This is a genomic window from Nocardioides caeni (genome assembly GCF_004912195.1).
In the GTDB taxonomy this organism is placed as follows: Bacteria; Actinomycetota; Actinomycetes; order Propionibacteriales; family Nocardioidaceae; genus Nocardioides; species Nocardioides caeni.
In genome coordinates this window covers 1-24,248 of sequence record NZ_STGW01000001.1, presented here as the reverse complement: position 1 = coordinate 24,248, position 24,248 = coordinate 1, and the positions used below count along the sequence as shown (strand labels likewise).

At 72.1% G+C, this 24,248-nt stretch carries 26 protein-coding genes and 1 other RNA gene; 4 read left to right on the top strand and 23 right to left on the bottom strand.

The features are described from left to right. Position 1: 1 nt before the first annotated feature. From clpS to E9934_RS00125, 3 genes are read right to left on the bottom strand one after another with little or no spacing between them, the layout of a single operon-like run. The gene (gene clpS, locus E9934_RS00135; RefSeq protein ID WP_136560825.1) at positions 2-310 is read right to left on the bottom strand and encodes an ATP-dependent Clp protease adapter ClpS; all 309 of its coding nucleotides are present in this window, start codon (positions 308-310) and stop codon (positions 2-4) included. Positions 311-341: 31 nt separating this feature from the next. After that, complete coding sequence (locus E9934_RS00130; RefSeq protein ID WP_136560824.1) at positions 342-881, bottom strand: DUF1697 domain-containing protein; 540 nt, start codon at positions 879-881, stop codon at positions 342-344. Between the two features lie 39 nt (positions 882-920). After that, complete coding sequence (locus E9934_RS00125) at positions 921-1,391, bottom strand: PaaI family thioesterase (RefSeq protein ID WP_202977136.1); 471 nt, start codon at positions 1,389-1,391, stop codon at positions 921-923. A gap of 65 nt (positions 1,392-1,456) precedes the next feature. On the opposite strand from E9934_RS00125, the gene E9934_RS00120 reads away from it, so the two are divergent. Then, the gene (locus E9934_RS00120; RefSeq protein WP_238694659.1) at positions 1,457-1,987 is read left to right on the top strand and encodes a winged helix-turn-helix transcriptional regulator; all 531 of its coding nucleotides are present in this window, start codon (positions 1,457-1,459) and stop codon (positions 1,985-1,987) included. Here E9934_RS00120 and E9934_RS00115 read toward each other — a convergent pair. The 9 genes from E9934_RS00115 to E9934_RS00075 form a co-directional block, all read right to left on the bottom strand. Beyond that, positions 1,960-4,080, bottom strand: a complete 2,121-nt coding sequence (locus tag E9934_RS00115) for an iron ABC transporter permease (protein ID WP_136560823.1) — start codon at positions 4,078-4,080, stop codon at positions 1,960-1,962. The genes E9934_RS00120 and E9934_RS00115 overlap by 28 nt on opposite strands. 10 nt (positions 4,081-4,090) lie before the next feature. After that, entirely contained in the window at positions 4,091-5,113 is a 1,023-nt protein-coding gene (locus tag E9934_RS00110; protein ID WP_136560822.1) for an iron-siderophore ABC transporter substrate-binding protein, read from the bottom strand. 26 nt (positions 5,114-5,139) lie between these two features. Further along, positions 5,140-5,943, bottom strand: a complete 804-nt coding sequence (locus E9934_RS00105) for an ABC transporter ATP-binding protein (RefSeq protein ID WP_136560821.1) — start codon at positions 5,941-5,943, stop codon at positions 5,140-5,142. Between the two features lie 44 nt (positions 5,944-5,987). Beyond that, a complete protein-coding gene (locus E9934_RS00100; protein ID WP_136560820.1) occupies positions 5,988-7,772 on the bottom strand; it encodes a DEAD/DEAH box helicase in 1,785 nt (594 codons plus the stop codon). Then, the gene (locus E9934_RS00095) at positions 7,769-8,056 is read right to left on the bottom strand and encodes a DUF3039 domain-containing protein (RefSeq protein WP_136560819.1); all 288 of its coding nucleotides are present in this window, start codon (positions 8,054-8,056) and stop codon (positions 7,769-7,771) included. The genes E9934_RS00100 and E9934_RS00095 overlap by 4 nt, the downstream gene beginning before the upstream one ends. 51 nt (positions 8,057-8,107) lie before the next feature. Continuing rightward, positions 8,108-9,589, bottom strand: a complete 1,482-nt coding sequence (locus E9934_RS00090) for an MFS transporter (protein WP_136560818.1) — start codon at positions 9,587-9,589, stop codon at positions 8,108-8,110. After that, on the bottom strand, positions 9,586-10,146 hold the full coding sequence (locus E9934_RS00085; protein WP_136560817.1) for a TetR/AcrR family transcriptional regulator: 561 nt from the start codon (positions 10,144-10,146) through the stop codon (positions 9,586-9,588). The genes E9934_RS00090 and E9934_RS00085 overlap by 4 nt, the downstream gene beginning before the upstream one ends. 79 nt (positions 10,147-10,225) lie before the next feature. After that, positions 10,226-10,810, bottom strand: coding sequence for a YqgE/AlgH family protein (locus tag E9934_RS00080; protein ID WP_136560816.1), 585 nt, complete (start codon positions 10,808-10,810; stop codon positions 10,226-10,228). Between the two features lie 126 nt (positions 10,811-10,936). After that, positions 10,937-11,488 carry a hypothetical protein gene (locus E9934_RS00075; protein ID WP_136560815.1) on the bottom strand — a complete coding sequence of 184 codons (552 nt, stop codon included), beginning with the start codon at positions 11,486-11,488 and terminating at the stop codon, positions 10,937-10,939. Positions 11,489-11,680: 192 nt separating this feature from the next. Here E9934_RS00075 and E9934_RS00070 point away from each other — a divergent pair, with 192 nt between their 5' ends. Further along, the gene (locus E9934_RS00070) at positions 11,681-12,391 is read left to right on the top strand and encodes a TetR/AcrR family transcriptional regulator (RefSeq protein WP_136560814.1); all 711 of its coding nucleotides are present in this window, start codon (positions 11,681-11,683) and stop codon (positions 12,389-12,391) included. Between the two features lie 28 nt (positions 12,392-12,419). Here the strand turns inward: E9934_RS00070 and E9934_RS00065 are convergent, their stop codons facing one another. The 5 genes from E9934_RS00065 to E9934_RS00045 all read right to left on the bottom strand — a co-directional run bounded on the left by E9934_RS00065 (position 12,420) and on the right by E9934_RS00045 (position 16,683). Then, positions 12,420-13,442: a DUF3048 domain-containing protein gene (locus tag E9934_RS00065; protein ID WP_158294871.1), complete on the bottom strand. Its 1,023-nt coding sequence runs from the start codon at positions 13,440-13,442 to the stop codon at positions 12,420-12,422. 104 nt (positions 13,443-13,546) lie between these two features. Further along, positions 13,547-14,317 carry an SDR family NAD(P)-dependent oxidoreductase gene (locus E9934_RS00060; RefSeq protein ID WP_136560812.1) on the bottom strand — a complete coding sequence of 257 codons (771 nt, stop codon included), beginning with the start codon at positions 14,315-14,317 and terminating at the stop codon, positions 13,547-13,549. Positions 14,318-14,356: 39 nt separating this feature from the next. Further along, positions 14,357-14,779, bottom strand: coding sequence for an HIT family protein (locus E9934_RS00055; RefSeq protein WP_136560811.1), 423 nt, complete (start codon positions 14,777-14,779; stop codon positions 14,357-14,359). Positions 14,780-14,822: 43 nt separating this feature from the next. After that, the gene (locus tag E9934_RS00050) at positions 14,823-16,154 is read right to left on the bottom strand and encodes a M15 family metallopeptidase (RefSeq protein WP_136560810.1); all 1,332 of its coding nucleotides are present in this window, start codon (positions 16,152-16,154) and stop codon (positions 14,823-14,825) included. Between the two features lie 91 nt (positions 16,155-16,245). Further along, positions 16,246-16,683 (bottom strand): hypothetical protein, encoded by a 438-nt coding sequence (locus tag E9934_RS00045; protein WP_136560809.1) that lies wholly within the window; start codon positions 16,681-16,683, stop codon positions 16,246-16,248. Positions 16,684-16,728: 45 nt separating this feature from the next. Here E9934_RS00045 and E9934_RS00040 point away from each other — a divergent pair, with 45 nt between their 5' ends. Continuing rightward, entirely contained in the window at positions 16,729-17,508 is a 780-nt protein-coding gene (locus E9934_RS00040) for a thioesterase family protein (RefSeq protein ID WP_136560808.1), read from the top strand. On the opposite strand, the gene E9934_RS00035 is transcribed toward E9934_RS00040, so the two are convergent. Beyond that, positions 17,480-18,328 carry an alpha/beta hydrolase family protein gene (locus E9934_RS00035; RefSeq protein ID WP_136560807.1) on the bottom strand — a complete coding sequence of 283 codons (849 nt, stop codon included), beginning with the start codon at positions 18,326-18,328 and terminating at the stop codon, positions 17,480-17,482. The genes E9934_RS00040 and E9934_RS00035 overlap by 29 nt on opposite strands. A gap of 78 nt (positions 18,329-18,406) precedes the next feature. On the opposite strand from E9934_RS00035, the gene E9934_RS00030 reads away from it, so the two are divergent. Continuing rightward, positions 18,407-19,519 carry a GDSL-type esterase/lipase family protein gene (locus tag E9934_RS00030; protein ID WP_136560806.1) on the top strand — a complete coding sequence of 371 codons (1,113 nt, stop codon included), beginning with the start codon at positions 18,407-18,409 and terminating at the stop codon, positions 19,517-19,519. Positions 19,520-19,535: 16 nt separating this feature from the next. Here the strand turns inward: E9934_RS00030 and E9934_RS00025 are convergent, their stop codons facing one another. From E9934_RS00025 to E9934_RS00005, 5 genes are all read right to left on the bottom strand, one after another. Then, positions 19,536-20,870, bottom strand: a complete 1,335-nt coding sequence (locus E9934_RS00025; RefSeq protein ID WP_136560805.1) for a flavin-containing monooxygenase — start codon at positions 20,868-20,870, stop codon at positions 19,536-19,538. After that, positions 20,867-21,997: a serine hydrolase domain-containing protein gene (locus E9934_RS00020; protein ID WP_136560804.1), complete on the bottom strand. Its 1,131-nt coding sequence runs from the start codon at positions 21,995-21,997 to the stop codon at positions 20,867-20,869. Before E9934_RS00020 ends, E9934_RS00025 begins: the two co-directional genes overlap by 4 nt. A gap of 154 nt (positions 21,998-22,151) precedes the next feature. Beyond that, positions 22,152-22,521, bottom strand: a transfer-messenger RNA (tmRNA) gene (gene ssrA / locus E9934_RS00015). A gap of 91 nt (positions 22,522-22,612) precedes the next feature. Continuing rightward, entirely contained in the window at positions 22,613-23,455 is an 843-nt protein-coding gene (locus tag E9934_RS00010; RefSeq protein ID WP_136560803.1) for a S1 family peptidase, read from the bottom strand. 88 nt (positions 23,456-23,543) lie between these two features. After that, positions 23,544-24,248: amidohydrolase family protein (locus E9934_RS00005; RefSeq protein WP_136560802.1), on the bottom strand; the 705-nt coding region annotated here is incomplete at its 5' end.

Below are 24,248 nucleotides of genomic sequence, written 5' to 3'. Positions count from 1 at the left end.
GTCACTCGGCCTTGGACAGGGTGGCCCACAGCCCGTATTCGTGCATGGCCTGGACGTCGCGCTCCATCTCCTCGCGCGACCCGCTGCTGACCACTGAGCGGCCGTCCTCGTGGACCTCCATCATCAGCTTCTCGGCCTTCTTCTTGCCGTAGCCGAAGTGCTTCTGGAAGACGAACGTGACATAGGACATCAGGTTGACGGGGTCGTTCCACACCACCGTCACCCAGGGGGTGTCGGCGAGGGTGATCGAGTCCGGGGTGAGGTCCTGCTGGACTCCCGGGTCGACCTTCTCCGGGCTCGCGGTCGTCACGGCTCCATCGTGTCACAGCGGCCCGGCCCGCTCACGAGCACCACTTGTCGGCCAGCGTCGTGACCACGTTGAAGTTGCGGTTGGTCGCGACCCCCAGTCTCCTCTCAACCTTGAAGGGATCGACATTGCCGGCCTGGTAGCCGGGACCCATCAGGACGTGCGCGGCGCGGCCGCGCAGGAACACGGCGTTGAGGTCGTCGTTGTGGGCCTCGGCGTCGGCGGCGACGTCCGCGGCGGGCGCGTCCTTGAGCAGATAGACGTAGTGCCGCTCCCGGTCGGGCCGCGCGGCCGTCAGCTCTCGGGCGTCGTCGGCGATCGCGCGCAGCTCGGCCGTCGTGAACACGATCGCCGGGACCTCGAAGCCGATGTGCGCGGCATAGGCGGTCTCGAGCGCCGCCTCGACCTTCGCTCGCGCGCGCAGCGGCGTGGTGAGCCGGACGTTGCCGGTGTTGATGTGGGTGAGCACGTCGGTGCCACCGGCAGCCTCGGTGGCGGTGACGATGTCGGCCTTGGGGAACTTGCGGGTCGGGCCGAGGTTGATGGCCCTGAGGAAGGCGACGTAGGTCGGCATGCACCCAGTCTCCACCCCCGGCGCCGACAGGACGCAGGCTCAGCTGAAGATCATGCAGCTCGAGCTGGCGTAGGCGACGAGCTTGCCGTGGCCGTCGTAGAGCTTCGCCTCGGCCAGCGCGGTGCGCCGCCCTCGCTGCAGCACCGTGCCGACGGCCCGCAGGCGGCCGGAGTCCACGGTGACGGCCTTGAGGAACTTCACGGTGAGGTCGAGCGAGGTGTAGCCCTCCCCCACGCCGAGGGTGGAGTGCACGGCGCAGCCGCAGGCAGAGTCGAGCAGGGTGGCGAAGACGCCGCCGTGGACGCTGCCGATCGGGTTGTAGTGGCGCAGCTCGGGGTCGAGCTCGAAGATCGCGGTCCCGCGCTCGGGCACCTCGAAGCCGACGAAGCCCAGCGTGTCGGCGATCGGTGCCGCCGGGATGCGGCCGTCGAGGATGGCGTGCAGCTGCCCGAACCCGTCCAGGGTCATCGGGTCGAGCGGTGCGGCGGTCGGGTCGATGGTCTCGGTCACCTCGCCATGGAAGCAGTCCTCCTCTGAGTCTGTCAACGAGACTCAGGTCGCACTAGGATGGGTCCGTGCCCACCCCGACCGCATCCACGACGACTGCCCCGACCGCTCTCGAGTGGTCGGTCGACAACTGCTCGCTCGGCCGGACGATGGCCATCCTGGGCGAGCGCTGGACGGTGGTCGTGCTCCGCGAGGTGTTCCTCGGCGTACGGCGCTTCGACGACATCCGACGGCACGCCGGCATCCCCCGGCAGGTCCTCACCAACCGGCTCTCGTCGCTGGTCGAGGTCGGGATCCTGCAGAAGGTCCCCTATCGCGCCGACGGCGCGCGCACCCGCTCCGAGTACCGCCTCACCGCCCGCGGCCTGGAGCTGCAGCCGATCCTGCTCGCCGTCACCGCGTGGGGCGACCGGCACCTGGCCGACCCCGAGGGCCCTGCCCGCGAGTTCGTCCACCGCGGCTGCGGCGAGCAGCTGCACGTGGAGGTCCGGTGCGCGCAGGGCCATCAGCTCGACGACCCGCGCGAGGTCGACGGTCGTCCCGGCCCGGGGGCCCGGCCCTTCGTGGACGCTCAGGCGCGCGAGCGGGCCAGCAGGTAGACGAAGTACGGCGCACCGATCAGCGCCACGACCAGGCCGGCCGGGACCTGGGCCGGCGCGATCACCGTGCGGCCGAGCAGGTCGGCCAGACCGAGCAGGACCGCGCCGATGAGGACGGCCACCGGCACCGACCGGGCCGCCCGCCCACCGACGAGGGCTCGGGCCATGTGCGGGGCGACCAGGCCGACGAAGCCGACCACGCCGACCGCGGCGACGCTCATCGCCGCGAGGAGCGCAGCGGCGACCAGGACGAGCAGCCGGACCCGCTCGAGGCGCACGCCCACCAGGCGCGGCGTGTCCTCGTCGAGCGCGAGCAGGTCGAGCTCGCGACGGACGAGCCAGGCCAGCGGCAGGGCGACCAGGAGGGCCACCGCCACCGGCAGCACCTGGTCCCACGTGCGGCCGTAGGTGCTGCCGGAGAGCCAGGTGTAGAGCCGCGGGGTGTCCCACGGGTTGGAGCGCACCAGCAGGAAGGTCGAGATCGCTGCCGACCCGTACCAGGTCGCGATGCCGATCAGCAGGAGGCGGTCGGCGTTGAGCCCGCCGCGCCACGACAGCCCGTAGACCAGCGCGAAGGCCACCATCGCGCCGATGGTCGCGGCGACGAGGATCGAGGTGTTGTCGGCCGCGCCGGTGACTCCCGCACCGGTGACGACGACCACGGCCCCGACGCCGGCTCCGCCGGTGATGCCGAGGATGCCCGGCTCGGCCAGCGGGTTGCGGCAGGTCGCCTGGACCATCGCGCCGGAGAGGGCGAGCGCGGCGCCGCCGAGGATCGCGGCCCCCACCCGGGGACCGCGCTCGTCGAGCGCGAAGTTGATGAGGGGGGCCGCCTCCCCGCGCGCCCACAGCGAGATGTCGCCGAGCCGGAACCAGGTGTCGCCGCCGAGGAAGCCCAGCAGCGCCACGCCAGCGGCCGCCGCCCCGGTCACGCACAGGACCATCACGAAGCGCCGGACGCTGCCCACCCCGACCCGCGCGGCGGCGGGCTGGCGGGCCGGGCCCGAGTCCCGTCCACGGCGGGCCAGGACGATCATCACGATCGCGCCCGCGATGGTCGTGGTGATGCCGGTCGGGACGGTGATGGCCTCGTCCGCGCCGAGGAAGGCGCGCAGGAGCGCGTCGGCCAGGATCACCACGATCGCGCCGGTGAGGCCGGCCGCCGGGATCAGCACGACATGGCGCTGCAGCGCGGGCACGAAGCGGCCACACAGGCGCACGATGACCGGCGCGAAGAGGCCGACGAAGCCGATCGGTCCGGCGAGCGTGACTGCAGCTGCGGTCAGGAGCACGGCGAGGATCGTGCCGATCGCACGGGTCGAGCGCACCGGGACCCCCAGCACGGCAGCGCTGTCGTCGCCCAGGCCGAGGAGGTCCATCCGGCGCGACAGCGCGAGCGCGGCCAGCGTGGCGAGTACGACGACCGGCGCCGCCTGCTGGAAGGCATCGAGGCCCAGCTGGCTCAGCGAGCCGCTCCCCCAGGCGAACAGGCTGGTGGTCTCCTCCTCGAAGAGGATGAGCAGGGTCGACGTCGCGGCCTGCAGGGCGAGGGCGACCGCGGAGCCGGCGAGGACGAGCCGCGTGGTCGCCGTCCCGGCGCCGCCGGCGAGGCCGAGGACCAGGGTGGCGGCGAGGATGCCGCCGACGAAGGCGGTGAAGCCCGAGGCCCACAGCGGCACGGACAGCCCGAAGGCCGCGACCACGGTCACGGCCAGGTAGGCGCCGCCCGTCACCGCGAGGGTGTCCGGCGAGGCCAGGGCGTTGCGCGCCAGCGACTGGAAGATCGCCCCGGCCACGCCGAGGGCGAAGCCGACCGCGATGCCGGCCGCGAGACGCGGGAGCCGGGAGCCGCGCAGGACGTCGCCGGCGTCGGCACCCGGGCCTGCGTCGGAGCGGTCACCGACGAGCCAGCGCAGGATGTCGCCGGCGCCGACCGAGGACGTGCCCTGGGTGAGGTGCCACACCGACACGGCCAGCAGTCCGGCGGCGAGCAGCAGCAGTGTCCCGGTAGCCCCGAGCGCGGCGGACGCGCCCCACCGCTGGAGCGGTGCGGTCTCGGCGATCGCGGGACGCTGCTGCTGCTCGGTCGTCATGCGCGGACGATCACTTGGTCAGCAGGTCGACGTAGGCGTCGATGACCTGCTGGGCAGAGCGCGGGCCGCCGAAGGTCCAGATGCCCTCGGGGAAGGCGTGCGCCCGGTCCTCGGCGACGGCGGGGATCTCCTGCCACGCGGCGTTCTCGGCCAGGGCGGCGTTCACGTCGCCGGCCGGGTCGGTGGTGCCGGTGTAGAAGAAGGTCGCGTCACCGAGCTCGGTCATGCCCTCGATGTCGGTGCCGCCCAGGCCGTAGGCCGGGTCGACATCGCCGGTCCAGGCGTTGGTGAGGCCCAGGGCCTCGCCGAGCTCGCCCATCAGCGACCCCTGGCCGAAGGGCCGGATCGAGACGTTGCCGCCCTGGATCCAGCCGTCGAAGTAGACGAAGTCGGTGGTCGCCACGTCGGCGTCCTCGATCTCGGCCTTGGCGGCCTCGAGGGAGGCGTTGAACTCGTCGACGACGACTTCGGCACGCTCCTCGCGGCCGGTCGCCTCGGCGATCAGCTCGAAGGTCGCCAGCATGTTGGCGACCGGGTCGGCCGCGTCGGCACCCTTGGTCGCGAGCACCGGGACGTCGTACTGCTCGAGCTGCTTGATGATCTCGTCCTCGGCCGTGTAGGCCTCGACGATGACCAGGTCGGGGTTGGTGCCGAAGAGGGTCTCGAGGTTGGGCTCGCCGCGCGTGCCCACGTCGGTGACGCCCTCGGGCAGGGTCTCCGCGCTGTCCCAGGTGCCGAAGCCCTCGACGTCGGCCGCGGCGACCGGCGTGACGCACAGCGTGAGCGCGTCCTCGATCTGCTGCCACTCCAGGACGGCGATCCGCTCCGCGGGCTTGTCCAGCTCCACCGTGCGGCCATAGCTGTCGGTCAGGCTGACCGGTCCGGTGGACGTGGCGGTCTCGTCGGCGCTGCAGTCGACGGAGTCGACGGCCTCGGGCGCCTTCTCCTCGGCGGTGGTGTCGGTGGTGCCGCAGGCGACCAGGAAGAGCGCCAGTGGTGCCGTCAGGGCAGCAGCGATCGAACGTGTCTTCATCAGTTCCTCACTCGGGTGGTGGGCGCTCAGCGGCGCCGCTGGTGGTGCCTGCCCTGTGCCTCCACCCGCACGGCCCCGGTGGCGGGGTCGACGATGGAGCGCACGGGCAGGCCGTAGACGTCGGAGAGGTGCTCCTCGGTCAGTACGTCGATGGGGGTGCCGGCCGCACGGACCCGGCCGTGGTGCAGCAGGACGACCTGGTCGGCCACGGTGGCGGCGTGGTTGAGGTCGTGGAGCACGACGCCGAGCGCCGTCCCGTGCTCGTCGGCGAGGTCGCGGACCAGGTCGAGGGTCTCGACCTGGTAGCGCAGATCGAGGTGGTTGGTCGGCTCGTCGAGCAGCAGGACGCCGGTGTCCTGGGCCAGGCAGGTCGCGAGCCACACGCGCTGCAGCTCGCCGCCGGAGAGCTGGTCGACGGGGCGGTGGGCCATGTCGGTGATGCCGGTGACGTCCATCGCGTGGGCGATGGCGGCCAGGTCGGCCTCCCCCAGTCCGGAGAACCGGCCGCGGTGGGGGTGACGCCCGAAGGCGACCACGTCGTGGACCTCGAGACCGGACGGGTGCGGGCGCGACTGCGACAGCAGTGTGACGCGGCGGGCGAACTCCTTGGCGCTCAGCGGGGCGGCGTCGGCGGCGTCGAGCTCCACCCCGCCTCCGCTGATCGGGTGGAGGCGGGCCAAGGAGCGCAGCACCGTCGACTTGCCGCTGCCGTTGGGGCCGATGAGCGCGGTCACGGCGCCAGCTCGCAGCTCCACGGAGACGCCGTGGACGACGGTCTCCCGCTGGTAGGCCAGCACGAGGTCGCGTCCAGCCAGAGTCCCTGTCGTCACGCAGGGCACCCTAACTTAACTAAGGCTTACCTGAGCGACCGGGGTCAGGATGTCTTGCGCACCGACCACTCGCGAATCCGGTCGATCCGCTTGCGCAGCTGCTCCGCGTTGGCCACGGCCGCGGCCGGACCACCGCACTCCTTGCGCAGCGCCGCGTGGGTGATGCCGTGGGCCTGCCCGGTGCGGTGGTTCCACGACGCGACCAGGCCGTTGAGCTCGCGGCGCAGCACCGCGAGGTGCTCGTGGGTGGTCACGTCGGCGAGGCTGTCGCCCGGACGTGGCCCGCCGCCGTCGCTCCCGTCGCCCGTGCGCGTCCGACGCCGGTCGGCCCGGTCGGACTGCCGCTGCTGCAGCAGCGAGCGGACCTGGTCGGGCTCGAGGAGGCCCGGGATGCCGAGGAAGTCCATCTCCTCCTCCGACCCGACGTGCACCTCGCCCTCGTGGCCGAACTGGGCGCCGTCATAGAGCGCGTGGTCGAAGCGGGCCTCCGACCCGAGCGCCTCGAAGGGCAGCGCCTCCAGCTCGTCGGAGGCGGCGTCACCCTGGTTGGCCTGGGCCAGCAGGTCGTCCTCGGCGGCGAAGATGTCGCCCTCGTCGTGCACCTTGCGCTTGAGGACGTGGTCGCGCTGGGCCTCCAGCTCCGCCGCGAAGGACAGCAGGTTGGGCACCGACGGCAGGAACACCGAGGCGATCTCGCCACGCTTGCGGGCCCGCACGAAGCGGCCGACCGCCTGGGCGAAGAAGAGCGGGGTGGAGGTGGTGGTCGCCCACACCCCCACGGTGAGCCGGGGTACGTCGACGCCCTCGGACACCATCCGGACTGCGACCATCCAGCGACTGTCGCCCGCGCTGAACTGCGAGATCTTCTTCGACGACGCCTTCTCGTCGGAGAGGACGACGGTGACCGACTCCCCCGAGATCTGCTTGAGCAGCTTGGCGTAGGCCCGTGCGGACTCCTGGTCGGAAGCGATGACGAGCCCGCCCGCGTCGGGCACGTGTCGACGGACCTCCGACAGGCGCTTGTCGGCGGCCGCGAGCACCGACGGCATCCAGGACCCCTGCGGGTCGAGCGCCGTGCGCAGCGCCTGCGAGGTCATGTCCTTGGTGAGCGGCTCGCCCAGCGAGGCCGCGACCTCGTCGCCGGCCCGGGTGCGCCAGCTCATCTGGCCCGAGTAGGCGAGGAAGAGGACCGGGCGCACGACGTGGTCGGCCAACGCGTCGGCGTAGCCGTAGGCGTAGTCGGCGACCGACGTCGGGAAGCCGCCCTCGCCGGGCGCGTAGGTGACGAACGGGATCGGGTTGATGTCGGAGCGGAAGGGCGTGCCAGTCAGCGCCAGGCGCCGCGCCGCCGGCTCGAAGGCCTCGCGGACGCCCTCGCCCCAGCTCTTCGAGTCGCCGGCGTGGTGGATCTCGTCGAGGATCACCAGCGTCTTGAAGCGCTCCGTGCGGATCCGCATCGCGAGCGGGTTGACGCCGACCCCGGCGTAGGTGACCGCGACACCGACGAAGTCGCTCGCGATCTTGCCGCTGCCGGCGGAGTAGGTGGGATCGATCGGGATCCCGGCGCGGGCCGCGGCCTCTGCCCACTGGGCCTTCAGGTGCTCGGTGGGCGCGACGATCACGAGCCGGTCGACGACGCGCCGGCCGAGCAGCTCCGCCGCGACCGTCAGGGCGAAGGTCGTCTTGCCGGCGCCGGGCGTCGCCACGGCGAGGAAGTCACGCGGGTTGCGGGCGAGGTAGTCCTGGAGCGCGGCCGACTGCCAGGCACGCAGCGACGGCGCCGTGCCCCAGGCTGCCCGCTCCGGCCACGCCGGACCGAGCGAGGTCATGCGTCGGGACCGGAACCCTCCGGGCCCTTGCCGCCCGGCTTGTCGTCCGAGAGGCCCTCCCAGATCTCCTTGCAGTCGGGGCAGACCGGGAACTTCTCCGGCGCCCGGCTCGGCACCCAGACCTTCCCGCACAGGGCCACCACGGGGGTGCCCATGACCATGGCCTCGGTGAGCTTGTCCTTCTCCACGTAGTGGGAGAAGCGCTCGTGGTCGCCCTCGTCGGTCGGGACGGTACGGCGGTCCTCGCGGACATCCGTTTCTGTCGAGAAGCCGATCGTGGTCACCGGAGCAGTCTACTGGCCGCCGGACCGACAGGTCGCACTCCCCGGCACCCGTCAGTGCCCGCCGGACACGTCCACGTCGGCCGGCAGCTGGCGCCAGACGACCAGCGTCACCAGGAGCGTGATCAGCGCGCCGGCGAGGCCGACCGCCGCGAAGGAGTCGGCGTAGGCCGCGAGTGCCGCCGGCTCGACGGCAGTGCCGAGTGCCCCCGAGAGGGACTCGACGGCGCGATCGGGCGCATCGGCCGGCAGGCCGGCGCGATAGACGAGTCCGACGAGGCTGCCGAGCACGGCGATGCCGAGGACGCCGCCGACCTCGTAGGACATCTCCTCGATGGCGGCGGCCGAGCCGGCCTGGTCGACCGGCGCGGCGCCCATGATCAGTGCCGAGGCCAGGCCCAGGGCCGCCGTACCGAAGCCGACGAGGAGCAGGGCGACGGCGATCCCCGGATAGGGCAGCGGGTGCGGAAGCAGGCCGAGGAGCAGCAGCCCCGCCGCGAGGATGCCCAGGCCCGCGACGATGACGTTGCGTGCGCCGAACCGGCCCGCGACGGCGGGAGCCACCGGCGGTCCGACCAGACCGCCGACCGCCATGGGCAGCAGGGCGACGCCGGTCAGCAGCGGACTCCAGCCCTCGACGAGCTGCAGCCACTGGGACCCGACGAAGAGCAGCGCGATCATCACAGTGCTGCTGACCAGCGCCGTGAGGACGCCAGCCCGGAAGACGGGGTCGCCGAAGAGTCGCACCGCCAGCATCGGCTCGTCCTGCCGCAGGCAGCGGCGGACGAAGGCCGTCACCAGCAGGATGCCGAAGGCGAGCACGAGCACGCCCTCCGCGTCGATCCCGCTCTTGCCCAGGTGCTTGACGCCGTAGACGGCGGCGACCATGCCGCTGACGGAGAGGAGCACGCCGGTCGCGTCGACGCGCCCCGGCCGCTCGGACCTGCTCTCGGGCAGGAAGGCCCGGCCAGCGACGACCGCAGCGACCATCAGCGGGACGTTGACGAGGAACGCCGCGTGCCAGCTGAACGCCTGCAGGAGGGCGCCACCGACGATGGGGCCGACCGCGCCGCCCACCGCGGCCATCGCCGCCCAGAGCCCCAGGGCGAAGGCACGCTCGCGGGCGTCGGGGAAGAGCGCGCGGATCAGCGAGAGCGTGGCGGGCATGATCATCGCCCCGCCGACGCCGAGGAGCGCGCGCAGGATGATGACCTGGGTCGCCGAGTCGACCACCAGTGCGGCCAGGGACGCGGCCCCGAAGATGGTGAATCCGAGCAGCAGCATCCGTCGCCGACCCCAGCGGTCGGCGAGGGCGGCGAGCGGGACGAGGAGCCCGGCGAGCACGAGCGCGTAGGCGTCGACGATCCAGAGCTGCGCGAGCGCCCCGGCGCCCAGGTCGGCCGTCAGCTCGGGCAGCGCGACGTTGAGGATCGTCATGTCCATCACGACGACCAGCAGGCTCGCGGCGAGGACGGCGAGACCCGCCCAGCGGCGGCGGTCCGCGGTCCGGGCCGGCCCCGAGTCGAGGGCGGTCATCGGGCGCCACTCCCCTCGAGGAAGGCCGTGACCACGAGACCGGCCGCGTCACGAGGCGCGATGTCGCCCTCGACGAGAGCGTCACGGACGGCGACGAGGAGCCCGTAGAGGACGTGCCCCAGCCACCGCGGGGGTACGTCGGGCCGGAGCACGCCCGTCGCCTGGGCGGCGCCGTGCAGGCGCAACTCGTCCACGAAGCACCGCTCCGCTCCCTCCCGCAGCTCGGGGTCGTTGAGCACGGTCGGGTCCGTGAGGGCGATGCCGAACGCCTGTGCGTCGGCGACGTAGCGGGTGAGGAGATCGACGAGGCAGGCCCGGATGACCGTGGCGTCGCCGCTCTCGGCGGCCTCGAGCACCCGCGCCTCGTCCATGCTCGCGGCCCACTGGTCGAGCGAGCGCTGACCGATCTCGCGGAGCAGGTCCTCCCGGCTCGCGAAGTGCCGGTGGAGCGTCGCGCGGCCGACACCGGCGGCGGCTGCGATCTCCGCCATCGACGCGGTCGGCTGGGTGGCGAGCACTCGCGGCGCGGCCGCGAGCACGGCATCCCTGCTGGACATGGCTGACCTCCACGCACGACCTGATGTGAGACTTCAATGTCTCACATGGGTCAAGAAAGTCTCAAATGCGCCGCGGTTCTCAGTTCAGCCCGGGGTCCACTGGACGCGTCGCATGGAAGGCCAGGTCGCCGGGCTGACGACGCAGGACGTCGCGCCGCAGGTCGCGGGTCCGGTCCCCGAAGACGTCGTCGACGAGTCCCGGCACGACGTACCAGCTGCCCTCGGCGACCTCCGCCTCCAGCTGCCCGGCTCCCCAGCCGGCATAGCCCGCGAAGATCCGCAGGCGGTCGACGGTGCCGATGACGAGCTCGCGCGGGGTGTCGAGGTCGAGCAGGCCCAGCCGGCCCCAGACCGCGCGGAAGCCGGCGGCGTCCTCCCCGCCGGGCGCGGCGAGGGCGACGGCGAGCGCGCCGTCGGTGGCCACCGGACCACCCTGGAAGAGGACCTCGGGCTCCTCCACCACGTCACCCCACTCCCCCAGCACCTCGGCGACCGGGAGCGCCGTCGGCCGGTTGAGCACGACGCCGAGCGCCCCGTCGTCGGTGACGTCGAGGAGCAGCACGACCGTGTCCACGAAGTTCGGGTCGAGCAGGCCGGGCGTGGCGAGCAGCAGCCGGCCGGCCGCCAGGTCGACGGCTCGTCCGGACTGCGCGTCGGGCGTCATGGGCCCATCATGCCGCGACCATCACATAGGAATGAGACGCCGAACGCCCCGGGCCGGCGCGACGTGGGAGGACGTCTGCGCCGGACGCCGGGGCGTCGAGGCGGCCGCTGACCGGGAGGGAGGTGGTCAGGCGGCCATGACCGCACGGAGGCGGTCGATCAGGGAGCGGTGCTCGGCGGGCTCGGGCTCCTCATAGACCGCCTCGGGCGTCATCGCGGGCATGCCGCGGTGCAGGGCACGGGCCCGCTCCTCGACCTCGATGCCCGCACGCTCGGCGGCCTCGACCCCGAGGCCCGAGCGTCCGGCCATGACGGCGAGCAGGTGGCGCTCCTTGAACGTCGCTGCCGCCATCGCGATCGCCATCGACTCGTCGGCGGGGTGGTCGCGGTAGTGGTCGATGATCAACCGGACACCCGGCAGCTCGTGGGCGGTGTTGCTCCACGCGATCGCGACGGCCTCGTCGAGGTCCATCGGCTGGTGGGCCAGCATCCGCTCGATGTGGCCGGAGAGCCGGGTGTGCCACTTCAAGGTGAGGGCGGCCAGCAGGTCCAGCTCGTCGTCGAAGGTCTCCGAGACGCCGGTGAGGTCCATGGGCAGTCGACCGTCGCGTCGGACGGCCGAGGTGGCGATGACAGCGCGGAGGATCTCACCGCGGTTGTGAAAGGCCTTCCAGGTCATGGTCAGCTCCTATTTTCGTTGCGGCGGCTGCCGGACTCGGGAAAGTACGGGGGGTATCCGACATACCGCTGGTACGTACTTCGAGTATGGCCCAGACCATCGGTATGCCCAACGCATCGACACCGTGATCCCGCCCACCCCGGGCCGTGACCGGTGTCACGTCGCAGCGTCGGCCTCCTCTAGCCTTGGAGGGTGGCGAAGGCATCGGTGTCGAAACTCGTACCCAAGGTCCCGGGCGTTCCCGGCGCGACCCGACGGGCGTCGTACTCCGCCTCGACGAAGCGCGCCCTCATCGACGTGGCGGAGGGACTCTTCGCCGACCACGGCTACGCCGGCACCTCGCTCGACGCCATCGTCAGCGGCGCACGGGTGACCAAGGGCGCGCTCTATCACCACTTCTCGGGCAAGCAGGCGCTCTTCGAGGCAGTCTTCGAGCGGGTCGAGATCGAGTCGGCGAAGCGGATCCAGAAGGCGCTGCGCAGCGAGAAGGACCCGTGGCGCAAGGCCTCGCTGGGCCTGCGCTCGTTCCTCGCCGTCGTCCGTGAGGGCACCTACCGGCGCATCGTGATCCAGGACGGTCCGGCCGTGCGCGGCTACGAGCGCTATCGCGAGCAGGAGGAGCGCTCGACGTTCGCCAACGTGGTGGAGATCGTCCGGGCCACGCTCGAGGCCGGCGCGTGGGACCTCGACGAGGACATGCTCCAGACCTTCGCGCGGATCTTCTTCGGAGCCATGTCGGCCGCCGGCGAGTCCGTCGCGACCGCCGTGGACCCGGAGGCCGCGGCGCAGCGGGTCGAGAGCGCCGTCGGCTTCCTGCTGGCCGGCATCCAGGCCCTGGTCGACCAGGGCACCGACCTGGAGACCGTCATCACCGGCGCCGCGGCGCCGGGCGACGAGGCCTGACGACGCCGGCTCTCCGGCTGGTCTCCGGCTACTTGCCGAAGGCCACCGAGCCGCCGGCGGAGTCGACCGGGACCAGCTCGATCCACACCTTGCCCGCGGGGACCGTGAGCTCCCCGTCGGCGGTGGACAGCACGAGCGGGGCGCCGAGGTCCTTCTTCGACCACTCCGCCTCGATGACGCGTCCGGCGTGGAACACCTGCGCCGTGCCGCCACCGGTGAACTTGGACTCGGGGACGAAGTTGCCCGCCGGGTCCGTGTAGCCCGCGTCGACGACCTCGACCCGCAGCACCAGCACAGTGTCGGGCTGGAAGCGGTCGCCCTCGGCGGCGTTGGAGTTCTTGTTGACGTAGTGGCCGCCCTCGAACGTCCAGTTCGTGACGTGGCTGCCGAAGTCCGCCGACAGGGTGTTGGCGACGACGCCCTCCGGGAGGTCGGCGGCGGTGCCCCACGGCAGGTAGTCGGCGGGACGCGCGTCCTTGCCGTCCTCCGTCGCCTTGGCGAGCTCCTGGAGGTTGGTGAAGAGGTTGTAGGGCGCGCTGCGGCCGCTGTTGCGGTAGAAGCCGGGCCCACCCTCACCGAAGAAGGTGATGCCGGCCTTGTTGATCCGGTCGATCGTCACCCCGGCGGCGCCGCTGGTCGCGATGACCGCATCGGCGGGCGACACGATGCCGATGTCGGAGGCGCGCATCGAACGGACCGGACCGATGTCCTTGGGCAGCTTCGAGTAGTGGAAGACCGCCAGGCGGGTGGTGCCGCCCTCGACGAGCTCCTCGACGACGAGGTCGGCCGAGCCGATCCCGATCTGCGGGGCGCTCGAGCTCGAGTTGTCGATCTTGGTCACGATCACCGGGTGGTCCTGCTCGACCGAGTCGCCGGACTTCGCCTCGAGACCGGTCAGCGGCCACGTGGCGGGCTCGTCCGGCTCCGGGGCCGAGGAATTGTCCGCGCCGTCGGTGGCCGGCTCCGTCTCGTCGCTGCCACAGCCGGCGAGGACCAGGGTCAGCGCGACGAGCGAGGCGGGCAGGGCAGAGCGGAGAGTGTTCAGACGCACAGGGCAAGTCTGGCCCACCGGCCCCCCAGACGTCGGAGCCGCCCCCGCGTGTCGCGGGAGCGGCTCCGGGGCGGCGACAGGCGTCGCCTTGCAGTGTGGGGTGCTCAGACGCCGAGCGAGGCGCCGCCGTCGACGTACAGCGTCTGGCCGGTGACGTAGGACGACTCGTCGGCGGCCAGGAAGGTGACGGCAGCGGCGATGTCCCCCGGCACACCCGTACGACGGACCGGGACCGCCTCCGCGTTGAGGCGACGGAACTCGTCGACGTCCATCTTGAGCCGCGCCGCCGTGGCGTCGGTCATCTCCGTGGCGATGAAGCCGGGCGCGACCGCGTTGACGTTGATGCCGAAGGGACCGAGCTCGATGCCGAGCGTGCGGGTGAGGCCCTGGACGCCCATCTTGGCGGCCGAGTAGTTGGCCTGGCCGCGGTTGCCGAGCGCGGACGTCGAGGAGATGTTGACGACCTTGCCGTACTTCTGCTCGACGAAGTGCTTCTGGGCGGCCTTCGTCATCAGGAAGGCGCCCTTGAGGTGCACGCCCATGACGAGGTCCCAGTCGTCCTCGGTCATCTTGAAGAGCAGGTTGTCCCGCGTGATGCCGGCGTTGTTGACGAGGATGTGGATCCCACCGAGCTCGGCGACGACCCGCTCGATCGCGGCGTCGACCGACGCTCCGTCGGAGACGTTGGCGCCGATGCCGACGGCCTTGGCGCCGTCGACGAGCGGCAGCTTCGCCGCGGCCTCGGCCGCGGCCGACTCGTCGAGGTCGACGATCGCGACCGACGCGCCCTCCTCGGCGAAGCGGGTGGCGGTGCCGAACCCGATCCCTCGTGCGGCACCGGTGATGACGGCGACTCGCCCGTCGAAACGACCCATCTGATTTTCCTCTCCAAGGGGTGTCGAACGCGCCGAAGCCTACGCGTCCAGCGCCGCGCGCAGACGGGTGGCGTAGTCCGCGGACTCCCCCTCGCCGTACTTGCGACGGGGCCAGAAGAAGCCACGCAGGCCATCACCCTTGGTCCGCGGGACCACGTGGAGGTGCAGGTGCGGCACCGACTGGCTGACGATGTTGTTCATCGCGATGAAGCTGCCCTGGGCGCCGAGCCCGTCGACCACGGCCGTCGCCAGCCGTTGGGCGGCCGCCAGGAATCCGTCGCGCAGGGACGCCGGCAGGTCCGGCAGGGTGACGACGTGCTCGCGCGGGACGAGCAGGACGTGGCCCTTGAAGACCGGACGTCGGTCCAGGAACGCCATCAGGTCCGGCTCGTCGAGGACGACGTCGGCCGGCTCGGTCCCGGCGACGATCGCGCAGAAGACGCACCCAGCGACGGAGGTCATGGGGCCGAGGCTACTGGCGCCTCCGTGGCGCGCCCTTGCCGCGTCAGTGGCAGACCACGCCCTCACAGCCGGGCACCACGAGCAGCCGGCCGTGGCGCGGGACCGCGTCGAAGTGCTGGCTGTCCCCGTTGCCGTAGGTCCAGCGCAGGCCGTGCCGCGCCATGATCCGCACCACCTGGTGCCGGCTCGAGCGCCAGGCCACACGGGCGTTGGAGCGCGACGGCCACCACGCGTTGGGCACCCAGCCGTGGCTGGAACGGTAGGGGTTCTCCCAGGTGTTGATGTCGAGGGAGCGGCCATAGCTGTGCGGACTGCGCACGCCACCGCGTCCCACCACCCAGCGGCAGTTGAAGGCCGAGGAGTTGCCGGCGGCCATGGACCGGTAGTCGTCCGCGCCCTGCAGGCGACCGGACCAGCCGAACCGGTCGACGCGGTACATCGACCGGATCGGCAGGCGCGCCGCATACATCTCGGCCAGGGCGCCCGCCATCTGGTGGACGACGCCGGCCGCGGCGACGAGCTCACCGCGGCGCCGGTAGCCGTGGTAGTCCCAGTAGTTGATACGCAGCAGGCGCAGGCCCGAGCGACCGACCGGGCAGCCGCGGTGCCACGACCGGCCGACCATCGAGTTCCAGACGCCCGCGGGGATCGCGGTGACGACGGCGTCGGCTCCCGCCGTGGACGCGCGGGCCTGGGCGGGCAGACGCACCCGCGGACTCGGAGCGCCGGCCGGGAGCCGCACCGGCACGCCGGGCGGGCGGTTGTCGATGAGGTGGGTGGCACTGATCGAGCGCTGCGCCCACGCGTTGCCGTGGCCGATCGCCCGGAAGCGGCTGTCGACCCGGGGACGCAGCAGGACCCTCGCCCAGCCGGCCTCGTTGGTCGTGAAGGTGCCGACCGTGCGCCACCGGCCGTCGAGGCGACGCTGCAGGACGACCTTGCCGGCGGGGACCGGGTCCCCTGCCGTCGTACGCCAGTCCATCCGGAGATACATCCGCCGCCCGTCGACGATCGCGCTCCGCGCGGTGATGGTCGTGCGCGTGGCGACGGGCCTGATCGTGAGCTGGTGCTCCCCCGTGACCCCGTCGTACGACGCCCGCACCCTGTTGCGCGCCGGAGCGCGGTCGACGACCAGGTCGACGGCCGCGCGACCGTCGGCGCCCGCGACGACCGGGCTGCCGGTGACCGGCTGCCACGCGGCGCCGTCCCAGCGCTCGACGTCGACGGACGCACCCGGCACGGGTGCGCCCTCGTCGGCGACCGTCACCGTCAGGCTGGTGCTCGCGCCCGCCGCGGCGGCCGGCGCGGCCAGCGTGATCGCCGGCGCCGCCGCGCTCGCGGTCCCGGCGAGGCCAGGCAGGACCGCGAGTGCCACGGCGAGGACGAGCGTCAGGACGGGCAGGGAGGAACGAGACGGGCAACGCACGCGTCCCCGGTGCCCCACCGGCCCCGAGTCATTCCATCGCTCATGCCTGGAACAGCAGGACTCCCCCGACGGCGAGGGCGAGCACCTTCACGACCTCCGCGGCGACGTACCAGAGGTGGGCGTGGGAGCTCGGTCCGGTCGCGTCGCCGGTCGTGCCGGCCAGCACGGCGTCGGAGCGACGGCCCAGCGCGGGACGGATCGCGACCAGCTGGAGCAGCAGGACCACCACGGCGACGCCGAGCGCGACCGGGGCGCCTCCCGTGGGCTCTCCGACCACCAGGCCGACGACGACCGCGACGGCGAGGGCCGCCTCGCAGGCGTTGAGCGCACGGAACACGAGGCGGCCGATGCCGAGCCCGATCGGCAGGGTGACACCGGGAGCCCGGAACTTGAGGGGCGCCTCGACGAACGAGATGGCGAGCACCATCCCCAGCCAGAGGAAGGTAGCGGCGACGGCCACGGCGACGGGGGTCTCCATGGGGTCGATCATGCCCCGTGACGGCGGTGCGGGGAGGATGCGGGCATGGCCTATTGGAAGCGCACCGGGGCGCAGACCTTCATGCCGACCGAGCACGTCGAGGGGTCGTGGGACCTCGAGGACCAGCACATCGCCCCCACGCTCGGCCTCCTGGCCCACGAGATCGAGCGCGACCGGGACCGCCGCCGCGACGACGCGCTCGTGGTGCAGCGGCTCTCCTACGACATCCTCGGCACCCTCCCGCTCGAGGAGGTCCACGTCGCCGTCGAGGTGCTGCGCCCGGGCCGGACGATCGAGCTCGTGCAGGCCACGGCCACGCACGGGGGACGTGCCGCGGTCCTGCTCCGAGCCTGGCTCGGCCAGCCGCGCGACACCGGCGACCTGGCCGGATCGGAGCTGCCGGCGATGCCGCGGCCCGACGACCTCGAGCCGTGGCAGATGAGCGAGCTGTGGCCCGGCGGCTTCATCGGCTCGGTCGAGATCCGCCGCGAGGACCGCGGCCCGGGGAGGGCACGGACCTGGGTCCGCACCGCCCACGGTCTCGTGGAGGGCGAGGAGGTGACCCGGCTCGCGGCCGCCGCCGGGCTCTTCGACATCGGCAACGGACTCGCGGTCCGTGCCGACCCGCAGCGGGTGATGTTTCCCAACCTCGACCTGACCGCGCACCTCTTCCGCACACCCGTGGCCGGATGGCTCGGCTTCGACACGTCGGTGTCCTTCGGCCCGGCGGGCGTGGGACTGACCAGCACCGTGCTGCACGACGAGCAGGGGCCCATCGGCACGATGGCCCAGTCGCTCACCGTCCGGCCGTGGCCAGCACCGTGACGATCTCCGCCCATGCCGGCGTGGTCGGGTCGATGACGTCGAAGTGGTCGCCGGGCACCTCCACGAGCTCGGCCACCGCCCCGGCAGCGCGGGCCGTGTCGACGTACGACGTGGACTGGGTGAGCGGCACCACCCGGTCCGCCGTGCCGTGCACGCAGGTCACGGGGATCGCGAGCGGCACCCGCTGCACCGGATCGAGCGCGATGTCGTCGGGGCCGGGCGGGTGACCGAGGAACGCCTCGACCGCACCACCGCCCAGGCCCTCGCGGTGGGCCGCGCGCAGGTCCAGGACACCGGCCTGGCTCACGACGGCAGTGAGCCCTCCGTTGCCGCTGAGCCCCGCGACGCAGGTGATGAGGTGCCCGCCCGCCGAGTGGCCGAGACCGACGACGGGCCAGCCGTCGGTCCAGTCGGGGAGCTCGCGGAGGACCGCGACGGCAGCGGCCACGTCGTCGACGGTGGCGCGAGCGCCACCTCCGCCGCCGGGACCCGCCCCGATCCGGCGGTACTCCACATTCCACGCGAGCCAGCCGCGCCGGGCGAGGTCCTCCGCGAGCGGCGTGCCGAGCTCGAGCCCGTAGGAGGCGGACCAGTAGCCGCCGTGCACCACCACCACGACGCCGCGAGTGGCTCCGGCCGGTCGGTGCAGCTCGCCGTACTGGCTGGGGTCCGGGCCGTAGTCGATCCGCTCGCCCGCCGGCTCGTCACGCACGTCGCTCTCCTCGCCGTCCGGTTGGTCCTGGCTGTCCTGGTCCGCGCACCCGGCCAGACCCGCCGCGACGGCGCCCGCGCCGAGGGCCAGGAGGGATCGTCGCTTCATGGTGGTCCTTCGTCGACGCGGGGTCGGGCGGATGGGTCGACCGCTCACCCCACCGGCCGACTGACCGATCAGCATCCCATGCGACCCTCCGGACTCTCCCGGCGTCCGCGCGCGGCGATGGCGCTCGGCATGCTGGCTGCCAGCCTCGTGGCGTCCCTCGTCGTGCTGGGCACGGCGCCCTCTCCCGCCCGTGCCGACCACCAGCCGCACGAGCCGGAGGCCACCCGCATCCTCATCACCGGCGACTCGATCACCCAGGGCCGGCCGGTCGGCAGCGAGTCGGGCGGCTACTCTTGGCGCTACTTCCTCTGGAAGCGCTTCGAGGTCGGCGGTCAGTCGGAGGCGGTCGACTTCGTGGGCCACAAGACCGGGCCCGCGCAGGCGATGACCTCCGCTGCCCAGGATCCCCGCCGCTACGCCGACCCCGACTTCGACTACGACCACGCGGCCGTGTCGGACGCGGAGCTGTGCCACCCGACCCGGCTTCCGGGCGGACGCCGGATCGACGACCTCGTCCGGACCTACCGGCCCGACATCATCGTGTCCGCGTGGGGTATCAACGACCTGCGCCGCGGGACGTGGGCGCGGGAGCTGCTGCGCTGCTACGACCGGTGGCTGCGCGGGGCGCGGAGCGCCAACCCCGACGTCGACTTCGTCATCGCGCGGCTGCCGTGGGCGTTCGCGGCGCATCGCAACGGCGCCACCTTCAATGCCCTGCTGGACGACTGGGCGGCCGCCCGGACCACCGCGCGCTCACGCATCGTGCTGGCCGAGATGGCCGAGCCCTATGGTCGTGGCGACGTCCATGACAACGTCCACCCGACGCAGCAGGGCGAGGAGAAGATCGCCGGCATGGTGGCCTCGTCGCTCGCCGCGCTGGGCCTGCAGGTCGACATCGACCAGCCCATCCTGCCGGGCAACACCTTCCGCGCCGAGCCGCCCGCGCGACCGGCCCTGCGCCTGACCCGGCACGGCCGGTTCGTGACGATGCGCTGGTCAACCCGGGCCCGCACCCGCGCCTACGTCGTGCGCTGCGACGGGGCGTCCGGGATCCGCTTGCGCCGCATCGGCGCACAGGCCACCCACCTGCGCCTGCGCCAGCCAGGTCGTACGGCGTGCACGGTTCGCGCCGTCAACGCCTCCGGCCCGAGCCCGTGGAGCGCCGTACGCGTCGTGGGCCGCGCGCCCTGACCTGCCGCGGTCCGGCTCAGGCGCGGGCGCGCTCCTCGCCGGCCGCGATCTCCGCCTGCAGGTCGAGGCAATAGCGACCGAAGTCGATCTGGATCGTGTGGCGGGGCGTGGCGTAGTACTGCTCGAGGTGCGCGGCCTCGTCGGCCCCCATGATCCGCACCTGCTCCTCCACCGACGGGAGCTCGTAGTCACCCGTCAGGAGCCGGGCGAGCAGCTTCGACTGCTGCTCGGCGAGGTTGACGATGGTGGGCGAGGACTGCGCGAGCCCGAGGTAGTAGAGATGGTCGACGCCGGGCTTGATCATCCGCTTGAAGAGCGGGTAGCGGTGCTCGGCGTCGGGGTGGAGGTCGGCCTCGGTGTCGTCGAAGAACGGGAACCGCATGTCGTAGCCGGTGGCGCAGATGATCACGTCCGCCTCGACCGACGAGCCGTCGACCAGGTGCACGGTCGAGCCGTCCAGACGATCGATGGCCGCGAGCATGTGGATGTCGCCGGAGCCCGCGCGGGTGAGGAAGTCGGCCGACACGGAGGGATGGGCCGAGAGCGGCTCGTGGTCCGGCTCGGGCAGGCCGTAGCCGCTCATCGAGCCCACCAGCTCGCGAATGAGCTGGCGCGACGCGGCGAGCGCCACGTCCTTGGGGATGTCGGGAGGCGCCATGACCTTGTCGGCCGCGACGCCGTTGCGGTACTTGGGCAGCACCCACACCCCGCGGCGCGCGGACACGTAGAGCTTTTCCGCCATCCAGCGGTTGGAGAGCTCGGAGGCGATGTCCATGGCCGAGTTGCCCATCCCGACCACGATGACGCGCTTGCCGCGGATCTCGACGGGCTCGAACGGGTTGACGTAGGCGTGGCTGTGCATCAGCACCCCGTCGAACTGGCCGGGATAGTCCGGCATCCGCGGCGACCAGTGGTGTCCGTTGGCGACGACCAGGTCGGTGTAGCCGCGGGTGTCCCCCGTCGACAGCGTCACGTCCCAGCCGCCGTCGCCGTTGCGGGCCGCCCTCGTCACCTCCGTGCCGAACGTGATGGCGTCACGCAGGCCGAAGTGGTCGACGTACGACCGGAAGTAGTCGTGGATCAGCGTGTGGTGCGGGAAGTCCGGGTAGTCCGCCGGCGCCGGGAACTCCTCGAACTGCAGGCGTTGTGTCGAGGTGTCGATGTGCAGCGACTCGTAGACGGCGGAGCGGCCGTTGGGGTTCTGGAAGTACCAGTTGCCGCCGACGTCGTCGCTCATCTCGAACTGGTCGTAGGAGATGCCGAACTCCTTGAGCCGCTTCGCCGTGGTGATGCCGGAGCATCCGGCGCCGATGATGCAGACGTGGGGCGCAGTGGTGGCGGTGTCGTTCACAGCGCCTCCAGGCACTCGAAGGCGGTCCGGACGTAGGCGTCGGTGCGGGGCGAGGACAGCATGTGCTCGGCGAGCTGGTTGGGCGCGTAGGCCACGGTGGTGCGGGTGTCGAGGTCGTTGACCACGATCGAGCCGCCGTAGCCCGTCCACCAGCACGTACGACGGTCCGGCACCGCGGGCGCCGACGGGGTCGGGAGTCCGTAGCCGATGCCGAAGGTCACCGGCAGCATCAGCACGCCGTCGGGTCCCTGCGCCTGGACCTCGAGGATGCGGTCGATCGTGTCCGGACCGAGGAGCCGCACCCCGTCGAGCTCGCCGCCGTGGGAGACGACCGCCTGTGCGCGGGCGATGCCGCGCGCGTTGCCGTGACCGCCGGCGGCGCCGACCGCACCCCGGCGCCACTCCGGGGAGTTGCACACCGGCATGGTCAGGAACGGGTTGGCGATCGTCCGCAGCAGGAAGTGGTCCGGCGGCAGGGCGGCGTAGTCGACCTGCGATGCCGGCGGTGGGAGCAGGTCGGCACAACGCGGATGCTCAGCGTCGGGCACCCCGAGCAGGAAGTCGGCGCCGAGGGGGCCGGCGACCTCGTCGCGGAACACGTCGGCGAGCGGTCGGCCGACGGCACCGCGGACCAGCCCGTCGAGCAGGTGGCCGTGGTTGATGATCTGGTAGGCCGGAGCGGACCCCGGCTCGTACCAGGGTGCCTCCTCGGCGAGCCACTGCTCGGTCAGCTCGAGGTCGAGGAGGTCCTCGACCGACACCGGCCGTCCCCAGCCGGGCAGGCCGCTGGTGTGGCCGAGCAGGTGGCGGACCAGCACACCGTCCTTGCCGGCCGCGGCGAATTCCGGCCAGTAGCGCGCGACCGGTGCATCGAGGTCGATCAGCCCCCGGTCGGCGAGGACGAGCACCGTGAGGCCGGCCATCGTCTTGGTCACCGACCACACCTGCACGATCGTGTCCTCGCGCCACGGCTCCCCCGGTCGCGCCTCGCCTCCCCACAGGTCGGCGACGAGCTCGCCGTCGTGGATCACCGCCACCGATGCGCCGACGTCCGCGCCCGAGGCGAGGTTGTCGGCGAGCAGGTCGCGCAGGGGCTGGAACGCGGGGGTGCAGGCGCCATCGACCACGCCGCCACCCTAGCCACGAAATAGAACTCGTTCTAGTAGTGCGCGGCAGCGCGGCGCACCGCGGCGAAGCCGCGTCGGCGACGGTCCGCGGGCCGAGCGAAGCGAGCGCCCGTGCGGCCGACGCCGACAGGGCGACGCGCTCGCGCCATCCAAAACGTGGAGCTGCGGGGAATCGAACCCCGGTCCTCGAGCGTCGAGCCAGGTCTTCTCCGGGTGCAGTTCGTGATGTCGTTTTCTCAGTCCCGGTGCTCGCACGAACACGTCACCGACGGACTCAGTCAGGTTTGAGTCCCGATCAACCACCCTGACGGCAGATGATCAGCAAGTCTCCTGGATGACGCCTGGGTCCGGGACGGAGACGGATGCCCGGTCAGACGCTTCGATCACCGCTCAGGCGGCGAGAGCGAAGGAACTGCGCTTAGCGTTGGCAGTTATTGGTTTCCAGCGATCGTTTACGAGATGACGCTGGCTTCTCGACCCGCTTCCCCTGGGACAAACGTCCCAAGTCGAAACCGATCAGCCCCTCTTGAGTTGTGGTTGTCACTCTACCGTCCACCAACGACACGGGCCCAACCAGTATTCCGGTCGGGCCCGTGCGTCGGCGAGGAGCGGACCTCAGAGGCCGAAGCCCGCCAGCCAGTCGGCGACGACGGGGATCTCGACGCGCTGATAGCCACCGAGGTAGCGACAGTTGGACGTGTAGCCGTAGGACGTGACCCCGACGATGACGTCGCCGAGGAACAGGGGTCCGCCGGAGTCGCCGAAGCAGGTGCCGCCGGTGCCGAAGGGATCCTTCTCGTTGCCGTTGGTCTGGATGACCTGCGGCGTGATCTTCTGCCCGGGCATGTCGACGTAGCGCCGGATCAGCGGGTAGCTCATCGGGGTCGGCTTCCTCGACCCTGTGTCGGCCTGACGCACCTCGGTGCCATAGCCCACCGCGGTGAAGAGGGTGCGGCGAGGGAACTTGATGGCGTCCACGGTGCCGAGGCCCGCGATGGTGGCGGGCTCGATGTCGGTCACGGGCTCGTCGAGGACGATGACGCCCACGTCGTTCCAGTTGTCGAGGTCGGTGAAGTCGCTGTAGCCCGGGTGGGTGTGGGCGATGCCCGACAGGAAGCCGGCGTCGGCCAGCTCCTCGGGGGTGTAGCCGGCCTCCTCGTCAGCGGCGACCGGGAGCGGCGACGGCGGCGCCTCGGCGACGACGCTGTCGAAGGTGACGAGCGTGCTGCCGACGGTCCCCGAGGTGCAGTGGGCGGCGGTCAGCAGGACGGTCGGGCTGACCAGGGTCGCGGAGCAGCGATAGCGGCCGGTGCCGTCGTAGAACGCGATCATCGCAACGTTGGGGTGGAGCTCGCCGTCGGGGGTCCCGCCGGTGCTGGCGGTGGCCGGGGCGAGGGTGGAGAGCGCGGTCATCGCCGCGATGGCGGCTCCGACCAGGGCGAGGGGACGTGTGCGCATGGAGATCCTCCGAGAGTGTTCCGAGTCCGCGAGGTGACGCGGAAGGCTCAGTCCACACCAGGGGCCGACGACTGTGAACCCCCTGAAGTCAGGACACGTCCAGCAGCCGCACGGCGTTGTGCCAGCACACGTCGCGCAGCCAGTCGTCCCCCAGGCCGAGCCGCGCCAGGCCCTCGAGCTGATGGTGGTAGGGGTAGGGAATCGTCGGGAAGTCCGAGCCGAGCAGCACCTTCGGCTGCAGGTCCCGCAACCGCGGGAGCAGGGCCGCTGGATAGGCGGCGTCACGGTCGAAGAAGTCGGTGAAGACCATCGTGGTGTCGAGGTGCACGTGGGCGTGGCTCTCGGCGAGCACGAGGAAGTCCTCGTACTCGGGCGCACCCATGTGCGCGACCACCAGGCGCAGCCGCGGGTGCCGGCGCAGGAGGCGGGCGACGGAGTCGGGGCCGGTGAAGGCGTTGCCGACCGGCCCGGAGCCGGCATGCACCGTCACGGGTGTCCCGCTGTCCTCGAGCACGCCCCAGACGGGGTCGAGCACCGGGTCGTCGGCGACGAACTCGCCGACCTGGAGGTGGATCTTGAACATCTGCACGCCGTCCTCGACCAGCGCGGCGACGTACTCCCCCGCCGCGGGCTCGGGGAAGAACGTGGCCGAGCGCAGCACCTCCGGCACGTCCGCGGCGAACTGTGCCGACCACTCGTTGAGGTACGCCGCCACGCCGGGCTTGTGCGCATAGGGATGCGTGGGGAAGGCACGGACCCCGAACTCCCGCAGCAGCGCGACCCGCTCCTCGGG